Origin of the sequence: Streptomyces sp. NBC_01089 (assembly GCF_045162975.1) — a bacterium.
Classification (GTDB): domain Bacteria; phylum Actinomycetota; class Actinomycetes; order Streptomycetales; family Streptomycetaceae; genus Streptomyces.
The window spans coordinates 1,444,462-1,460,451 of the sequence record NZ_CP108660.1 but is presented as its reverse complement, the minus strand read 5'-3'; the positions used below and the strand labels follow the sequence as shown (position 1 = coordinate 1,460,451).

13 protein-coding genes and 1 riboswitch are annotated in these 15,990 nt (G+C 73.4%); of the genes, 10 read left to right on the top strand and 3 right to left on the bottom strand.

Annotation, left to right across the window (positions count from 1 at the left end):
* The first annotated feature begins 88 nt into the window (after positions 1 to 88).
* From OG510_RS06485 to OG510_RS06470, 4 genes are all read left to right on the top strand, one after another.
* Positions 89 to 1,135, top strand: a complete 1,047-nt coding sequence (locus OG510_RS06485) for a FecCD family ABC transporter permease (RefSeq protein ID WP_406142315.1) — start codon at positions 89 to 91, stop codon at positions 1,133 to 1,135.
* Positions 1,132 to 2,217, top strand: coding sequence for a FecCD family ABC transporter permease (locus tag OG510_RS06480; RefSeq protein ID WP_406135806.1), 1,086 nt, complete (start codon positions 1,132 to 1,134; stop codon positions 2,215 to 2,217). Before OG510_RS06485 ends, OG510_RS06480 begins: the two co-directional genes overlap by 4 nt.
* A gap of 100 nt (positions 2,218 to 2,317) precedes the next feature.
* Positions 2,318 to 4,099, top strand: a complete 1,782-nt coding sequence (locus tag OG510_RS06475) for an ABC transporter transmembrane domain-containing protein (protein WP_406135804.1) — start codon at positions 2,318 to 2,320, stop codon at positions 4,097 to 4,099.
* Positions 4,096 to 5,919 carry an ABC transporter ATP-binding protein gene (locus tag OG510_RS06470; protein ID WP_406135803.1) on the top strand — a complete coding sequence of 608 codons (1,824 nt, stop codon included), beginning with the start codon at positions 4,096 to 4,098 and terminating at the stop codon, positions 5,917 to 5,919. Before OG510_RS06475 ends, OG510_RS06470 begins: the two co-directional genes overlap by 4 nt.
* A gap of 86 nt (positions 5,920 to 6,005) precedes the next feature.
* Here the strand turns inward: OG510_RS06470 and OG510_RS06465 are convergent, their stop codons facing one another.
* The gene (locus OG510_RS06465) at positions 6,006 to 6,869 is read right to left on the bottom strand and encodes a siderophore-interacting protein (protein ID WP_406135801.1); all 864 of its coding nucleotides are present in this window, start codon (positions 6,867 to 6,869) and stop codon (positions 6,006 to 6,008) included.
* Between the two features lie 191 nt (positions 6,870 to 7,060).
* Positions 7,061 to 7,189: riboswitch (cobalamin riboswitch) on the top strand.
* Positions 7,190 to 7,241: 52 nt separating this feature from the next.
* Between OG510_RS06465 and OG510_RS06460 the strand changes: the two genes are divergently transcribed.
* From OG510_RS06460 to OG510_RS06435, 6 genes are all read left to right on the top strand, one after another.
* The gene (locus tag OG510_RS06460) at positions 7,242 to 8,843 is read left to right on the top strand and encodes an ABC transporter substrate-binding protein (protein ID WP_406135800.1); all 1,602 of its coding nucleotides are present in this window, start codon (positions 7,242 to 7,244) and stop codon (positions 8,841 to 8,843) included.
* 1 nt (position 8,844) lies between these two features.
* A complete protein-coding gene (locus tag OG510_RS06455) occupies positions 8,845 to 9,792 on the top strand; it encodes an ABC transporter permease (protein ID WP_406135798.1) in 948 nt (315 codons plus the stop codon).
* Positions 9,793 to 9,935: 143 nt separating this feature from the next.
* On the top strand, positions 9,936 to 10,691 hold the full coding sequence (locus OG510_RS06450; RefSeq protein WP_406135797.1) for an ABC transporter permease: 756 nt from the start codon (positions 9,936 to 9,938) through the stop codon (positions 10,689 to 10,691).
* A 95-nt stretch (positions 10,692 to 10,786) separates the two neighbouring features.
* Positions 10,787 to 12,523: an ABC transporter ATP-binding protein gene (locus OG510_RS06445; RefSeq protein WP_406135795.1), complete on the top strand. Its 1,737-nt coding sequence runs from the start codon at positions 10,787 to 10,789 to the stop codon at positions 12,521 to 12,523.
* The gene (locus OG510_RS06440) at positions 12,505 to 13,590 is read left to right on the top strand and encodes a hypothetical protein (RefSeq protein ID WP_406135794.1); all 1,086 of its coding nucleotides are present in this window, start codon (positions 12,505 to 12,507) and stop codon (positions 13,588 to 13,590) included. Before OG510_RS06445 ends, OG510_RS06440 begins: the two co-directional genes overlap by 19 nt.
* Before the next feature lie 48 nt (positions 13,591 to 13,638).
* A complete protein-coding gene (locus OG510_RS06435; RefSeq protein WP_406135793.1) occupies positions 13,639 to 14,040 on the top strand; it encodes a DNA glycosylase AlkZ-like family protein in 402 nt (133 codons plus the stop codon).
* A gap of 102 nt (positions 14,041 to 14,142) precedes the next feature.
* On the opposite strand, the gene OG510_RS06430 is transcribed toward OG510_RS06435, so the two are convergent.
* Entirely contained in the window at positions 14,143 to 14,997 is an 855-nt protein-coding gene (locus tag OG510_RS06430) for a GNAT family N-acetyltransferase (protein WP_164267821.1), read from the bottom strand.
* A 146-nt stretch (positions 14,998 to 15,143) separates the two neighbouring features.
* Positions 15,144 to 15,971 (bottom strand): LuxR C-terminal-related transcriptional regulator, encoded by an 828-nt coding sequence (locus tag OG510_RS06425; protein ID WP_406135792.1) that lies wholly within the window; start codon positions 15,969 to 15,971, stop codon positions 15,144 to 15,146.
* Positions 15,972 to 15,990 lie beyond the last annotated feature (19 nt).

The window sequence follows — 15,990 nt, the reverse complement described above, 5'->3', positions numbered from 1 at the left end:
CATGACGGCGCGAGACGGCACCGTGCATTGCTGGTGGAGAGAAGGTTAGGCTAACCTCACCTTCGTGTCCTCGTCCGCTGCACCCCAGATATCTCCGGTACCGCCCCGGACCAAGGCCCGACGCGACAGCCGGCGATATTCCACCGTGGGCCGGGCTACGGGGCTGCTCATCGGCCTCGCCCTGCTGGCTCTCGTCGTGGCACTCAGCTTGGTGGTCGGTGCCAAATCCATCGCCTGGCACACCGTGTTCGACGCCTTGTTCCACTTCGACGGCAGCGACGACCAGCTCGTGGTCCGCCAGCAGCGGCTGCCGAGAACCGAACTGGGTCTTGTGGTCGGCGTGGCGCTCGGCCTGGCCGGTGCGCTGATGCAGGCGCTGACCCGCAACCCGCTGGCCGACCCCGGTCTTCTGGGTGTCAACTCCGGTGCTTCGGCGGCCGTCGCCGTCGGTATCGGCTTCGCCGGGCTGCAGAGTACGTGGGCCTACATCTGGTTCGCGTTCGGCGGCGCCGCCGCGGTCTCCGTGGTCGTCTACCTCCTCGGTTCGGCCGGGCGGTCCGGTGCCACGCCCGTGCGGCTCGCGCTGGCCGGCACCGCGGTGACGGCCGCGCTGACGGCGTTCACCACCGCCGTCCTGCTGCTCAAACCCGCCGCTTTCGACCAATTTCGCTACTGGAACGTGGGCTCGGTCGTCGGGCGCGGCAGCACGGTGATGTGGCAGGTGCTTCCGTTCATCGCCGTGGGGGTGCTCCTGGCGCTCGGCCTGGGCCGGTCGCTCAACGCCGTCGCGCTCGGCGAGGACACCGGCCGCGCGCTCGGAGCCCATGTGGGCCGCACCCGCGTCCTCGGCGCCCTCGCGGTGACGCTGCTCTGCGGCGCTGCCACCGCCGCCGTCGGCCCGATCGGCTTCATCGGACTCGCCGTACCGCATCTGGCGCGCTTCCTCACCGGGCCCGACCAGCGCTTCGTACTGCCCTGTTCGATGCTCGTGGCCCCGATCCTGCTGATCGGCTCCGATGTCGTCGGCCGGGTGGTGACCCGGCCCGGCGAGCTCGAAGTGGGCATCGTCACCGCCTTCCTGGGCGCTCCCGTCTTCATCGCCCTGGCACGCAGCGGAAGGATCGCCCAGCTGTGACGTCCGTCCTTTCGCGCCGGGACACCGGCGCCCGGACCCCCCGCCCGGCCGCGCACTTCCGGGTCGTACGCGTCGGCGGCCTGCTGGCGGTACGCGTACGGGTCCGCAGCGTGGCGGTGTGCGCGGCGCTCCTGGCGTCGGTGGTCGCCGTCGGTCTCTACACCCTGGCCACCGGGGACTACCGGATCCCGGTCGCCGACGTGGTGCGCGCCCTGCTCGGCAGCGGGGACCACGCCACCCGGTTCGTCGTCGACGGGCTGCGTCTGCCGCGGCTGCTGACCGGGATCCTGGTGGGCGGTGCGCTCGGCGCCGCCGGTGCGGTCTTCCAGAGCATCACCCGTAACCCGCTGGGCAGTCCGGACGTCATCGGCTTCGGTACGGGATCGGCCACCGGCGCCGTCGTGTGCCTCGTGGTCGTGCACGGTTCGCCCGCGGCCGTGTCCGCGAGCGCGGTGGCCGGTGGTCTGCTGACCGCCACCGCCGTCTATCTGCTGGCTTTCCGGCACCGTTCGGTGCAGGGGTTCCGGCTGATCCTGGTCGGCATCGGGGTGACCGGCATGCTGACCGCCTTCAACCAGTGGATGCTGACCAGGGCGTCGCTCAACGACGCCCTGACCGCCCAGGTGTGGCTCACCGGCAGCCTCAACAGCCGCAGCTGGAGCCAGGTGGTGCCGCTCGCGGCGGCCATGGCCGTGCTGCTGCCGCTCCTCCTGCTGCTCAACCGCGGCGGCAACCTGCTCGAAATGGGCGACGACAGCGCCCACGCACTCGGCCTCTCGGTGGAACGCACCCGGCTGACACTGGTGGTCACCGCCGTGGCCCTGGTGGCGGTGGCGACCGCGTCGGCCGGGCCGGTCACCTTCGTCGCGCTGGCCGCGCCGCAGCTGGCCCGGCGGCTGACCCGGGCGCCCGGTGTCGGCATCGGACCCGCCGCTGCCATGGGGGCCCTGATCATGCCGGTCAGCGATCTGGCCGCGCAGCGGGCGCTCCCGACGGAGCTTCCGGTGGGCGTGGCCACCGGCGCGGTGGGCGGTCTCTATCTGATCTTTCTGCTGGCCCGCCAGTACCGACGGGGCCGCTGAACACCGCGCGGTACGGGACCGCGACCCCGCAGCACGACAACACCCGTACAACACCCGTACGACGACACCGGTACGACGATGAACAAGCTTGGGGAGACCTATGGTGGCCCGCACAGCCGAGGCTGAACTGGAGAGGGTGACCACCGCGGCGACGCGGGATGACCCGGACGCCGGGGACGAACCCGTACCCGTGCCGGGACCCGAACCCACCGAACAGGGCGTACTGCGCTGGGCGTTCCTCCGCAGGCGCCGCTGGATCGTCGGCGCCGCGGCCTTCACCGCCGTCCACCAGATGTGCGAAGCGGCCGTCCCGGTCCTCATCGGCGCTGTCGTCGACCACGCCGTGCGCCGCGGCGGGCCGGGCGATCTGACCCTCTGGATCGGGCTGCTCGCCGTCCTGTTCGCCGTACTGACCACCGCCATGCGGCTCGGCGGACGCTGGAACCGGCAGGGCAGCCAGGGCGCCGCCCACGACCTGCGGGTGGTCGCGGTCGCCCGCATCCTCGACCCGAGGGGCTTCGCCGACGGCGCGCGCAACTCGGGCTCACTGCTGAGCACCGCCACGTCGGACAGCCTGCGCATCGGTCTGGGCAACCGCGCCTGGGTCATCGGCTCGGGAGCGGTCGCGGCTCTCGCCTTCGGCGCCGTCGCCCTGCTGCTCACCTCCGTGCCGCTCGGCCTCCTGGTGCTGATCGGACTCGTGCCCCTGCTCGCCGCCACCCGGCTGCTCGCCAAACCGCTCAGCGCGCGGGGCAGCGCCGAGCAGGCGCAGGTGGCCAGGGCCACCGGGACGGCCGCCGACCTGATACGCGGACTGCGCATCATCAAGGGGCTCGGTGTGGAGCCCGCCGCACAGCGGCGCTACCGCACGGCCAGCCGCAGCGCGCTCGCAGCCACCGTGCGGGCCGCGCGCTGGGACGCCGGGTACGACTCCGTGACGCTGCTGCTCAACGGGCTCTTCCTCGCTCTGGTGACGTGGGTCGGTGCCCGGCTCGCGGTCGAAGGCACCATCTCCATCGGGGAGTTCGTCGCCTCCGTGGGGCTCGCCCAGTTCCTGATCGGACCGAGCAGCCGGTTCGGCGGCGCGATGAGCCTGCGGGCGCGGGCGCGCGGCTCGGCGGGCCGGATGGCGGCGCTGCTGGCCGAGCCGTACGCGGTGACCGGCGGCAGCCTGCCCGGTGATCCGCTCCCGGCCGGGGCGCTTGAGCTCACCGGAGTACGCAACGGCCCGCTGCGGAAGCTCGATCTGCGGATCGAGCCCGGCACCACCGTCGGGATCGTCGCGCCGGACCCGGCCGTCGCGGCCGCCCTGCTCGACGTGCTCGCGCTGCGTACGGTCCCGGAGGACGGCGACGTCACCCTGGGCGGGGTCCCGCTGGCCGGTCTCGAACTCGACGCCGCCCGGCGGCTGCTGCTGGTCGCCGACCACGACGCGGACCTCTTCGACGCCACCGTGGCCGAGAACGTCGCGGTCGCCGCGCAGCCCGGGCGGGTGGCCGCCGCCATGACCGCGGCGGACGCCGACGAAGTCGTCCGGTCCCTCCCCCGGGGAGCGGAGAGCCGGATCGGCGAACGCGGCCGGTCGCTCTCCGGCGGCCAGCGCCAACGCGTCGCTCTCGCCCGCGCGCTGGCCGCCGATCCGCCCGTACTCGTCCTGCACGAACCGACCACCGCGGTCGACGCCGCGACCGAGGCGAAGATCGCGGCCGGGCTGCAAGCCCTGCGGACCGGGGGCAGCACGGTCCTCGTGACCACCAGTCCGATCCTGCTCCAGAGCTGCGAGCGGGTGGTCCTGCTGACCGAGGGTGCCGTGGGAGCGACCGGCACCCACCATGAACTGACCTCCGAACAGCCCTCCTACCACGCGGCGGTGATGGCATGACCGCGCCCACGACCGATCGCGTCGGCGACAGCGGAACACACCGGCGTGAGCTGCTGCCCACCGCCACCGCTGCCGACGTACGCGCCGACCTGCTGACCCGGATACGCGCAAGACCGGCCCGCCCGGTCGCAGCCCTGGCGCTGATCGTCATCGGGGTCGTCGGCGGACTGGTGATCCCCCGGGCACTCGGCCGGGTCGTCGACCTGGTGGCATCGGGCGGGCACACCACATCAGCGGTCACCGCACCTGTGATCATCGTGGCCGCGGCCTGCCTGGTCCAGGCCGTCTTCAGCGGCTGGGGCGACGCCCTGGTGGCGCGCTGCGGGGAGGAGATGCTCGCCGATATCCGGGAGAGCGCCCTCGGCAGAGCACTCGCCGTACCCCTGGAGCGCCTGGAGCGCTCCAGCATGGGCGACCTGGTCTCACGGGTCAGCAGCGACACGGCTCTGCTGGCGGAGGCCGTACGCAGTCTGGTGCCCCAACTGGTGGGCGCCGTACTGGAGATCGGGCTGACCATGGTCGCCCTGCTGCTGCTCGACTGGCGTTTCGCGCTGGCCGCGCTGCTCGCGGTGCCCCTGCAAGTGTGGGCGGTGCGCTGGCTGATGCGCACCTCACGCCCGGTGCGGCGCGCCGAGCGGATCGCGCAGGGGGAGTTGGCCCAGACCGTTCTGGAATCGGTCGACGGCGCCCATACCGTACGCGCCTTCCGGCTGGTGCCGGGCCGGCTGGCCGCGGCCGCCCACAGCTCCCGCGTCACCCGGGATCTCGCGCTGCGCTCCACCCGGATCGGCACCCGCTTCTTCGGCCGGCTCAACGTCGCCGAGTGGACCGGACTGAGCGCCCTGCTCGTCGTCGGCTATGTCCTGGTCCGTACGGATCACGTCGGCATCGGTACGGCCAGCGCCGCCGCTCTCTACTTCCACCGGCTCTTCGACCCCGTCAACGGGCTGCTGTCGTCCTTCGACGAGGTGCAGTCCGCCGGAGCCGCCGCCACCCGCGTCCTGGGGCTCGCCCAGCTGACGGAGCCCCTCACCGGCGAGGCGGACACCACGCGGACCACGGGCGCCACCGTCGAACTGCGCGGGGTGGGCCACTCCTATGTCTCCGGCCACCGGGTGCTCCACGGGGCCGATGTCCGGCTCGCCGCAGGGGAGCGCGTCGCGGTGGTCGGCACGACCGGCGCCGGAAAGAGCACCCTGGCCAGGCTGGCGGCCGGGGTCCACCGGCCCACCGAGGGCCGCGTACTGCTGGGCGGGGTGCCGCTGGACGCGATGTCCGCCCCACTGCTGCGGCGCACGGTGGCCCTGGTGAACCAGGAGACGCATGTCTTCGCCGGCTCACTCGCCGACGACCTCCGGCTCGCCCGGCCCGATGCCGACGAGTCCGAACTGCTCACCGCCCTGGAGACGGTGGACGCGCGGGACTGGGCGCAGGCACTGCCGCAGGGTCTCGCCACCCGGATCGGCCAGGGCGGCCTGCGCCTCACCCCCGTACAGGCGCAGCAGCTCGCCCTGGCCCGGCTGGTGCTCGCGGACCCGCCGATCGCTGTCCTGGACGAAGCCACCGCCGAGGCGGGCAGCGCGGGTTCGCGGGTCCTGGAGGCGGCGGCCGAGCGGGCACTCGAGGGGCGCACCGCACTGGTGGTGGCCCACCGGCTCACTCAGGCGGTACGCGCCGACCGCGTACTGGTGCTGGCGGACGGCCGCATCGTGGAACACGGCACCCACGGCGAACTCGTCGCGGCCGGCGGGGGATACGCGGCGCTGTGGGCGGCCTGGTCGGGGGCGCGCGGACAGGGCGCGGTCCCTGATCCGGCCTGATCCGGAGAACTGCGGAGGGACGGCCGGCGGCCTTCGAAGAGGAGCGGGAGGGCTCTTCGAAGGCCGCCGGGCGCGCGTCGACGCGCTCAGTCGTCCACGGGGTCCGACGGGGAGGGGGGTGCGGTGCTGTCGTCCTGGTCCTCGGTCAGCCCGCGCCGCCAGTACCCCTGGAAGCACACCGAACCGCGGTCGACACCCCGCTCCCGCACCAGGTGGCGCCGCAACTCCTTGATGGCGGACGCTTCTCCGGCCAGCCAGAAGTAGGGCGCCGCGTCGGGCAGAACGGCGCCCCGGACGGCGTCCAGCAGGGGGGAGGGGCCATGGCCGCGGTGCACCCAGGTGACCTGCGCGGTTGCGGGGAGCGGCTGCTCCTCGGCCGGGCCGGCCACCTCGGCGAAGATCTGGACCGGCAGCCCCGGCGGGAGCCCTTCGGCGATCGAGGCCATGGCGGGAAGGGCTGTTTCGTCGCCTGCCAGCACGATGGACCGCGTACCGGGCGGTGGCTGGAAGTTGACGCCGCCCGCGTCCTCGCGGGCCGGGCCGACGAGGAGGACGCGGTCCCCGGGACGGGCCGCGGCGGCCCAGCGGCCGGCGGGGCCGCCGTCGCCGTGCAGTGCGAAGTCGATGTCGACCTCGTCGGGATCGGTGCGCTGCGCGCGGAAGGTGTAGGTGCGCAGGACGGGCCGGGTCTCCGGTGGCATCGTCCGCCAGGCCGCGTACCACCCGCTCTCGGCCGCGCCTTCGGGCAGGAGGGGCTCGGTCAGGCCGGGGGCCGGGAACAGGATCTTGCCGCGCTGGTCGCGGTTGCCGGTCCGGAAACCGGAGAGCGTGGGGCCCGTGAAGGTGATCCTGGCCATCTGCGGGGTGAGCCGGACGGCTCGTTCCACCTGGACGGGAAAGACGCGGAACGCCGCTTGGACGGGGCGTGCGGTGGTGGATCCGGCAGCCATGTATCACTCCAGCCGATGAGGGGGCGGGGCTGGTGCGCGCCCTGGTGGGCGTACACCACCCCGGAATCACTTTGTTAAGGGTAGGCTAACCTAATTTCGAATGGGTTCCAGGGGGTTCCAGGGTGTCCGCGTGAGCCGGGTTACGGCCCCCGCCGGCCCGTGCGACACAATGAGCGCACGAGGCGACGGGGATCAGGAAGCCGGTGCGAGTCCGGCGCGGTCCCGCCACTGTGACCGGGAAGCGACCCTCCTGTACGTCACTGTCCGCAGGCGCGGACGGGAAGGCGGAGGGGAGCGATGATCCGGGAGCCAGGAGACTGACCCGTCGCCGGTCCGACAGCAGGGGCGAGGAAACCCCGGAGAGGATCGACTGTGACGACCCATGCCCGGACGGAGCCGCGATACCGGCCCGAACCCGGCAACCGGCCCGCGCCGGCCGGCCCGCCGAGCCCCGGCAGACGTAGTGTGCTGGCCGCCGGAGGCGCCCTGGCCCTTGCCGCGTCCTCCGGGCTGCTCGCCGGCTGTGGTGCGGACGCGAAGGACGGCGGGGGGAGCGACCGGTTCCGCGCCGCGTTCACGGCCGGCGGCTCGCAGGAGACCCTCGACCCGCACGTCGCCCCGAACTTCGTCGACCAGGCCCGCGCCAAGGCCCTGTACGACACCCTCGGCACCTACGCGGACGACATGTCCGTCCGTGAGCGGCTCGCGGAGTCCTGGGAGAGCGACGCGTCCGGCACCCGGTGGCGGATACGTCTGCGCAAGGCGGAGTTCCACGACGGGAAACCGGTCACGGCGAAGGACGTCCTCTACAGCTACCGCCGCGCCGCCGACCCCGCCACCGGCTCCCCCTCGCAGGTGCTGCTGTCGGCCATCGACTTCCACACCACCAGGGCCGACGGCGAACGGTCCGTCGTCTTCGCCCTGAAGGCGCCGAACTTCGAGTTCCCCACCGTCTTCGCAGGCCCCGGCACCGAGATCATCCCCGACGGTACGAAGGACTTCCGCAAGCCCGTCGGCTCCGGCCCCTTCACCTATGTCTCCTTCACACCCGGCGGCACCGCACGCTACCGGCGCTGGACCGGCCACTGGGACGGCGCCCCGCACATCGCCGAGCTGGAGATCGTCCCCGCGAACGAGGAGTCGGCCCGGCTCAACGCGCTGCTGTCCGGGCAGGTCCACTACGCATCCGACATGGCCGGAGCCTCCGTGGACCGGCTGAAGAAGGAGGGCTCGACGCGGGTGCTGACCGCCGAACGGGCCACCGCCCAGCAACTGCTGCTGCGAATAGGCCGGAAGCCCTTCGACGACCCCCGGCTGGTACGGGCCGTACAGCTCGGGATCGACCGGGCCGCGCTGGTCCGGGTCGCGCTGGCCGGGCACGGTGAGGTGGGGAACGACCTGTTCGGGCTGGGCCTGCGCGGCTACCCGCAAGGTCTCCAGCCCCGCGAACGGGACGTCGGCGAGGCGCGGAGGCTGGTGAAGGAGGCCGGCGCGGAGGGGCTGCACATCACCGTGGAGACCAGCTCCGTCGACGCCACCTGGGAGACGGCAGCGGACCTGATGGCACGCCAGCTGCGTGAGGTGGGGCTGAGGCTGACCGCCAACACCCGTGCCTCCAGTACATATTTCAGCGAGATCAGGACGCAGGGCGTCGCCGCCTTCAACACCACGTCCACGCTGCCGGTGTCCGACTTCCTCCAGCAGCGGGTACGCGGCGGGGCGGCCCGCAACCAGACGCAGTACGCGTCGAAGAAGTTCGACACGCTGCTCGAACACGCCCGCACCACCCGCGACGAGCGGAACCGGCTGGCGTTGCTCGCGCGCGCCCAGAAGATCGCCCGGGACGAGTCCGGGCTGCTGGTATGGGCGTTCTCGGACGCCAACGACGCGATCGGCCCCTCGGTCCGGGGGCTGCGTGCCGCACCTCCCAACTCGCACGACTGGGCCCGGTTCGACCGGGTCCGCCTCGGCTGACGTGCGCGCCTATGTCCTGCGGCGCTCACTGCTGGCGGTCGTGCAGTGCCTGATGGTGCTGGTCGCCGTGTTCGCGGTCGGTTCGCTGCTGCCCGGTGACACGGCCGACGTGCTCCGCGGTGAACTCGGCACGCCCGAGCAGGTGGCGTCGCTGCGGAGCCGGCTGGGACTCGACCAGCCGGCCTGGTCCCGCTTCGGCCACTGGCTCGGCCACCTGCTCACCGGCGACCTCGGGAACTCCCTGACGACCGGGCTGCCGGTCGGCGACGACATCGGCCGCCGTATCGGCGTGACGCTGCTCCTCGGCGTCCCCGCGCTGGTCCTGGTCACCGTCCTCGCGCCGCTCCTCGGCACGGTGTCGGGGCTGCGGGAGGGCAGCCGCGTCGACCGGACGCTGAACACGGCGGCCGTTCTGCTGCACGCCGTACCGGAGTTCGTGCTCGGGCTGCTGCTGGTGGCTTCGGTGTCACTGACGGCCGGGCTGCTGCCCGCCACCGCTGTCGGCATGGACACGGCGGCGCTGCTGGCCCAGCCGGCCGTGCTGGTCCTGCCCGTCACCGTACTGACGGCCCGGCATCTGTGTGACCTGGCGCGGCAGATCCGTGCCGGTGTGGCGGCGGGGCGGCACAGTGCGGTCGCCGCGCATCTGCGGCTGCTGGGGATGCCGGAACGGACGGTGGTGCTGCGGCATGTGCTGCCCGGCGCCCTGGGGCCCGCCGCGCAGCAGTTCGCGCGCTGTGTGGAGGGGCTGCTGGGCGGCACCGTACTGGTGGAGGCGGTCTTCGGCTTCCGGGGCCTCGGGAACGGTTTCGTCGATGCGGTGCAGAACCGCGACCTGCCCCAAGTACAGACGTACGCGCTGCTGTTCGCCGGTACGGCGGTCGCGGTGAACCTCATCGGCGACCTGGCCGCGCACCGGCTGGCCCCGCACCGCGAGGTGACCGCGTGACGGCGGAGGAGCGGGGGACGCGGGGAGAGCGGGAGGCATTGGGGGAGTGGGGGACGGCCGATGCGGATGGCTGCGCCGATGCCGTGCGCAGTGCTCGGCCTCGTCGGCCCCGTCGGCCGTGGGCCGCTCCGGTGCTGCTCGGCGTGCCGGTGCTCGTGGCCCTGCTGGGGCCGTGGGCGGCCGGGACCGCGCCGTCGGCGGAGGGCGCGCTGCCGTCGCAGCCGCCCGGCGGCGGGCACCCGCTCGGTACGGACGTACTGGGCCGCGACGTCCTGTGGCTCGTCCTGCACGGCGGCGCCTCCGTACTGGGCAGCGCCCTGGGCGCGTTGCTGATCGGCATGGCCGCCGGGGTGCCGCTGGGGCTGCTGGCCGCGGGCCCGCGACGCGGCATCGACGAGACGGTGATGCGCGGCCTCGACCTGCTGCTCGCCTTCCCCGGGCTGCTGGTGCTGATGACGCTGGCCGCGACGGGGCACCGCGAGTGGTACTGGCTGGTGACGGTCGCCGGGGTGCTCCAAGTCCCGGCCGTGGCACGGCTGGTACGCGGAGCCGCTCTGGCGCCGGGCGCCCGTACGGTCGTCGAGGCGCTTCGGATGCAGGGGCGCGGCTGGGCGTACATCCACCTCCGGCACCTGGCACGGGAGTTGGCCGCCCCGCTGGCCACCGACGCGGGCGGCAGATTCTCCGTGGTGCTGTACCTGCTGGCATCCGCCAACTTCCTCGGCCTGGGGCTGCCCGCGGCCTCGCCGGACTGGGCGGTGCTCATCGAGCGGAACAGCGACGCCCTGTTCACCCAGCCCGCGGCGGTGCTGGTGCCCGCCGGACTGCTGACGGCGCTGTGTGTCGGGGGCAACCTGCTCGTGGACCGTGCGCTGGCACGGAGGAGGAAGCCCCGATGAAGGGTTCTGTCCCTGAGCGGTCTGAGCGGCCTGTGGGGCCTGCGCGGCCCGCACGGCTTGTGGGGCCTGTGGGCCCTGAGCGGTCTGCGCGGCTTGTGCCGCTGCTGGACATCCCGGAGGTCTCCGCGTATGCCGACGGGACGGACCGGCCGCTGCTCGACCGGGTCGCACTGACCGTGCCGCCGGGGACCGTCACCGCCGTCGTCGGGCCTTCCGGAAGCGGCAAGACCACGCTCGGCCTGGCGGCGCTCGGCAGCTCCCGGGGCGGCGTACGGCTGGCCGGACAGGTGCTGTTGGGCGGCACGGACCTGCTGCTCCTGGAGCCGTCCCGGCGTTCCGCGGCCCGTGCAGGCCGGGCCGCGCATCTGCCCCAGCATCCGGAGACGGTGCTGGACCCGGTCCGCCGGTCCGGCGGCGCGCTGACGGAGCTGGCCGCGCTCGGCCACCCGGGGCGCGCCGCGCGGAAGCCCGCCGCGCGCCGGGCGCTGACCGACGCCGGCCTGGAGTGGGAGGCCGTCCACCGCCGCTTTCCGCACCAGCTCTCCGGCGGCCAGCAGCAACGTCTGGCACTCGCCTCCGCCCTGGTGACGGGGGCGCGGCTGCTGGTGCTCGACGAGCCGACGAGCGGCCTGGACCCGGCGCTCGCCCAGGCGCTGGGCCGTACGGTACGGGGGCTCGCGGACGGCGGCGCGGGGGTGCTGCTGCTCAGCCATGACCTGCGGCTGGTGCGGGAGACGGCCGACAGGGTCATCGTGCTGGAGCACGGCAGAGCGGTGGACGACGGGCCGACGGCGGACATCCTCGGCGCGGGTGGCGCGGGTGGCGCGGGTGGCGCGGGTGGCGCGGGTGGCGCGGGTGGCGCGGGTGGCGCGGGTGGCGCGGGTGGCGCGGGTGGCCTTGGCCCCGGCCCTGGCCCCGGTGTTCCCGGCCCCGCCCCCGGTGACCCCGGCCCTGGCCCCGGTGACCCCGGGCCAGGTTCCGCCGGCTCCGGCCATCGGGCCACCCGGGCCCTGCTCGCCGCGGAGTTCCCCGTCGGCGCGGGCGCGGGCGCGGGCGGGGTCGCAGGCGCAGTGCCGGATCCCGGCCCGGCAGCCACCACCGCGGGGGACCGCGCCGGGGTGGCCGCCACGGGGATCGTCGTGCGCCGCCGGTCCGGCGATCCGCTCGCCGGGCCGGTGTCGATGGCGTTCCCGCCCGGCAGCAGGACCGCGCTGCTGGGTCCGTCAGGCGCGGGCAAGACGACCTTCGCCCGGGTGCTGGCCGGACTGACCACTCCGTCCCGGGGAGAAGTGCGGTACGACGGCCGACCGCTCCCGGGCCGTGTCGACCGGCGGTCGGCCGCACAGCGGCGCGTCGTCCAGTACGTGCACCAGAGCAGCGCCGGCTCCTTCGAGGATCACCGTCAGGTCCTGCCGCAACTCGCCGACACCGCAAGGCTGTTGCGCGGTCTGCCGGAAGCGGAGGCGACGGCCGGGGCGCTGGAGGCCGCCCGGCTGCTGGGACTTGACGAGACGCTGCTGCACCGGACCCCGGGCCGCCTGTCCGGTGGCCAGCTCCAGCGGTGTGCGCTGGTACGTGCGCTGACCGCGCGACCGGCGCTGCTGATATGCGACGAGGTGACAGCGGCGCTGGACACCGCTTCCCGGCAGCAGGTCATCGACGCGCTGCCCGGTTTGCTCGCCCCGGCCGGAACGGCCCTGCTGTTCATCAGCCACGACGTGCCCGCGGTGCGGGCGATCGCCGATGAGGCCGCGCTGTTCGACGGCGGCCGCTGTGCGATCCGCGGGCCGGTCGACGAGGTGCTGCCCGCGGCGTGGTCGGGCGGACCATGACACAGGGCAACGCCGACCAGGCGTTCGTCGCTTCAACCCCGTTTCCGGTCTGTTGCGCCCGTTCGATGACGGAGGCTTGTACCGCGCGCTTGTGCAGAGGGAAGCTGAGCACTCAGCAGAAGGAGAATGTGATGCACGCACAGGACCGGAAGCCGGAAGAGACGCAGCGGAAAACCGCGGTCAAGCGCCACTCCGGTATAGCCGCCGTGACCGTCGGGACGCACAGTCCGGAGGCGATGCGGGCGCTACAGCGGAGCATCGGCAACGCGGCGGCGACCCGCATGATCGCACAGGAACGGCATGCACACGGCGCGGGCCGCGGCCAAGCCGTCCAGCGGGCGGCGACCGGTCCCGCCGCCGGGTACGCCGTGCAGCGGTGGCCGAAGGGAACGGCGATGCAGGGCTACGCCCGCCCGGGAATCTCCAACGCGGCGACCGACGAGATGATCAGCTATCAGGATGTTGGTCCCGAACGCCCGTCGTCGCCACGGGCGGAGAAGCGCGGCGACGAACTCAAGGGCAAGAACAAGTTCGACGTCGATCTCGCCGCCAACTGGGAGCAGGGCAAGCGCACCGGCAGCACCCATGGCACCTCGTCCGTCGCCATCTCGCGAAACCACAGGCTGTCGGATCACTACATCGGGCACATCATCGAGGAGGCTGCCGGGAGCAGACGGGCCGCCGGGGCAGCGGCCTTGCAGGTGCTGGAGATCGACACCGCAATGAGGCAGTTCTTCACCGCGTGTGCCCCCTCCACCTCGGTCGGCGGCATCATGGCCCGGTTCACCCAGTTCGCCACGCAGGGCGCCGGCTTCCACGAACTCGTCGTCGCGGCCTCGAACAATGGCCGGAACCTGCGAGCGGGCCACTCCAAGGACAACTCCACCATCCAGGAGCACTTCGACCCGGGCATCATGGCGGGTGGAACGCCGACCCCCATCACCAAGTCCATCCAGGACGCGGTGAACAATCTGGTGAGCGCGAAGGTCATCGGGAAGGCGCTGGCAGAGGAAGCGCTTCAGCCGTACCGGGGCTGGACCTCATCCGATATCCGCTTCCCCGCCTGACCCGGGAGGGGCCCGGGTAGCGTGCCCGCATGGCCCCGATCACCACCCGTGCCATCAGCACCCGCGCACTCAACCGCGCCACCCGGGAACGCCAGCTTCTGCTCCGCCGCGCCCCGGCCGGACGAGGACACCCCCGCACCACCGCGCTTTCTGCCCGAGTTCAACAATCTGCTGCTCGCCCACGCGGACCGTACGCGTGTCATCCCGGCCGAGTACCGGGGGCGCAACGGTGCGGGCAACCAAGCCTTCGGCAGCTTCCTGCTCGACGGATTCCTCGCCGGTAGCCGGCGGTTGAAGGAGCACGGCACCACGGCTGTGCTCCGCATCGAGCCGCTCGCCCGGCCCACCCGCGCGGACCGGGCCGCCCTTGCGGGCGAGGCCGGGCGGCTGCTCGCCGGTATGACGGGGGCCGATGACCACGACATCGGATTCGGTGTCCCCGGCGTATGAGCCGGGTGGCGGCCGGCTCACCGCCGACAGGTAGCCGTCCGCGGCGGCACCCAGCACCGGGTGCCGCCGCGGCCGGCTGCCTGCCGGCCGACCGGACAGGCCCTAGCCGAGTTCCAGTGTCGTGATGCCGTACACACACTGGTCGGCGACCGGTCGGATCGGGCCCGTGTACATGCGGGCCGTCTCGAAGGAGGGCGTGAGCTTCAGCGCCCTCGCCAGCGCGACAGCGGCCGGATTGGACTCGGGGACGTCCACCGCGACCTGCGCCGTACCGGTCTCCTCGGCGATCGCCCCGTACAGCGCGGCCGCGTCGGCGGGCGAGTTGGCGAACAGCGGCCCGATACGCAGAACGTCGCCCGCGGCCGGGCGGACCACCGCGTACCCGGTCAGCTGCCCGTCGTCGAAGCGTACGAACGCCCGGTGCCCCTCCGTGGTCAGCCAGTGCTTCAGGAAGGTCGGGCGGTCCGCCGGATAGCAGGCGCTGTCGTACGCGGCGATGGCCTCGTGGTCGCCCGGCCTGATCTGCCGTACGCCCGCCGGGCTGCGGGGCGGCAGGACGCCGGTGTGGCGGAAGGTGGTGTGGGCGAGCGTGAACCCGGACTTGCGGTAGTTGTCCTGCTGGGCTACCACCCCGTCAAGACCGATGGTGCGGGTCCCCGCGTGGGCCTGCGCCGCCTGCCAGGTGGCCAGTCCGTGGCCGCGGCCCCGCAGATCGGGGCGGACCAGATAGCAGCCGAGAAACGCGTAGCGCGCACCGTAGTTGACGACCGAGACCGCGGAGACCGGCTCCCCGTCGAGGCGTCCGAGGAAGAACCCCTCCGGGTCCTGGGCGAAGAAGCTCCGCCCGTCGCTGATCCCCGGGTTCCAGCCCTCGTCGTGCGCCCACCCGCTGATGACGGGCCAGTCCTCCTCGGCCGCCGGCCCGACGACGAGCTGCCCGGCGGATGAGTACGTCATGCATGCTCCGTAAGTGTATGAATGCGTTGACTCGCAGTAAGTGGGACGGACGCCCCGGGGGCGCCCCCCTGTGTCCGCGTGCCCTCCAAGGGGCCTTCCCCTGGGGGTTTCCTCCTGAGGCTTTTCTCATGGCTTCGGCCGGGATGTTACGGCAGCAGACCCGCCCGCCGGGCCGCAACGACGGCCTCCAGCCGGGTGTGCGCCCCCAGTTTGCGCATCGCGGAGCGCAGATAGCCCTTCACGGTCTCCGGCTTCAGCCCCAGCCGGGCGCCGGTTGCCGCGTTCGTCGCGCCGGTGGCCACCCAGGCCAGCACGTCCACCTCGCGCGGCGCCAGCGCGGCAGGCCGCTCGCGCGTCGGGGCGCCGCCGCCACCGGCCAGCCGGGCGCAGACGGCGAGCAGTTCGTCGCGCAGCTCCCGGTCCGCGATGCGCGGGGCCAGCGCGCGCAGTTCGCCGTGCGCCTCGCGCACCTGCTCCCACGCGCCGGGCCCGGCCACCGGCTCGCGCGCCGCCGCGAGCCGCTGTTGCACCTCGTCGCGCACCGCCAGCGACTGCTCGACGTCCCGGGCCGCCTCGACCGCCGCGTTGTACGTCCGGTCGCCGAACGACAGCCGTTCGCGTACCGCCCCGTACAGCACACCGCGCACCTTCCGCCGCACCACCACCGGCACCGCGAGCACCGCGTGCAGCCCTTCCGCGCCCACCGCCGTGTCGTACTCATGGCTGATGTGGAGCGACGAGCGGTAGTCGGTCACCGCACACGGCCGGGACAGCGCTATCGACTTTCCGCCGAGGCCGTTGCCCGCCGATACCGCGAGGCCGCGCAGCGCCGGTGTCGCCGTACCGCTCAGCTCCGCGATGCGCAGCTGCCCGGCCCCGGTCAGCAGGCCGCCGAACGCGACCGGCAGCCCGGTGGCCCGGCGCATCCGCAGCAGCGCCGCCCGCATGTCCACCGCTTCGACCGGCTCCGGCACGCCGCCGCTCCTCTCCGCC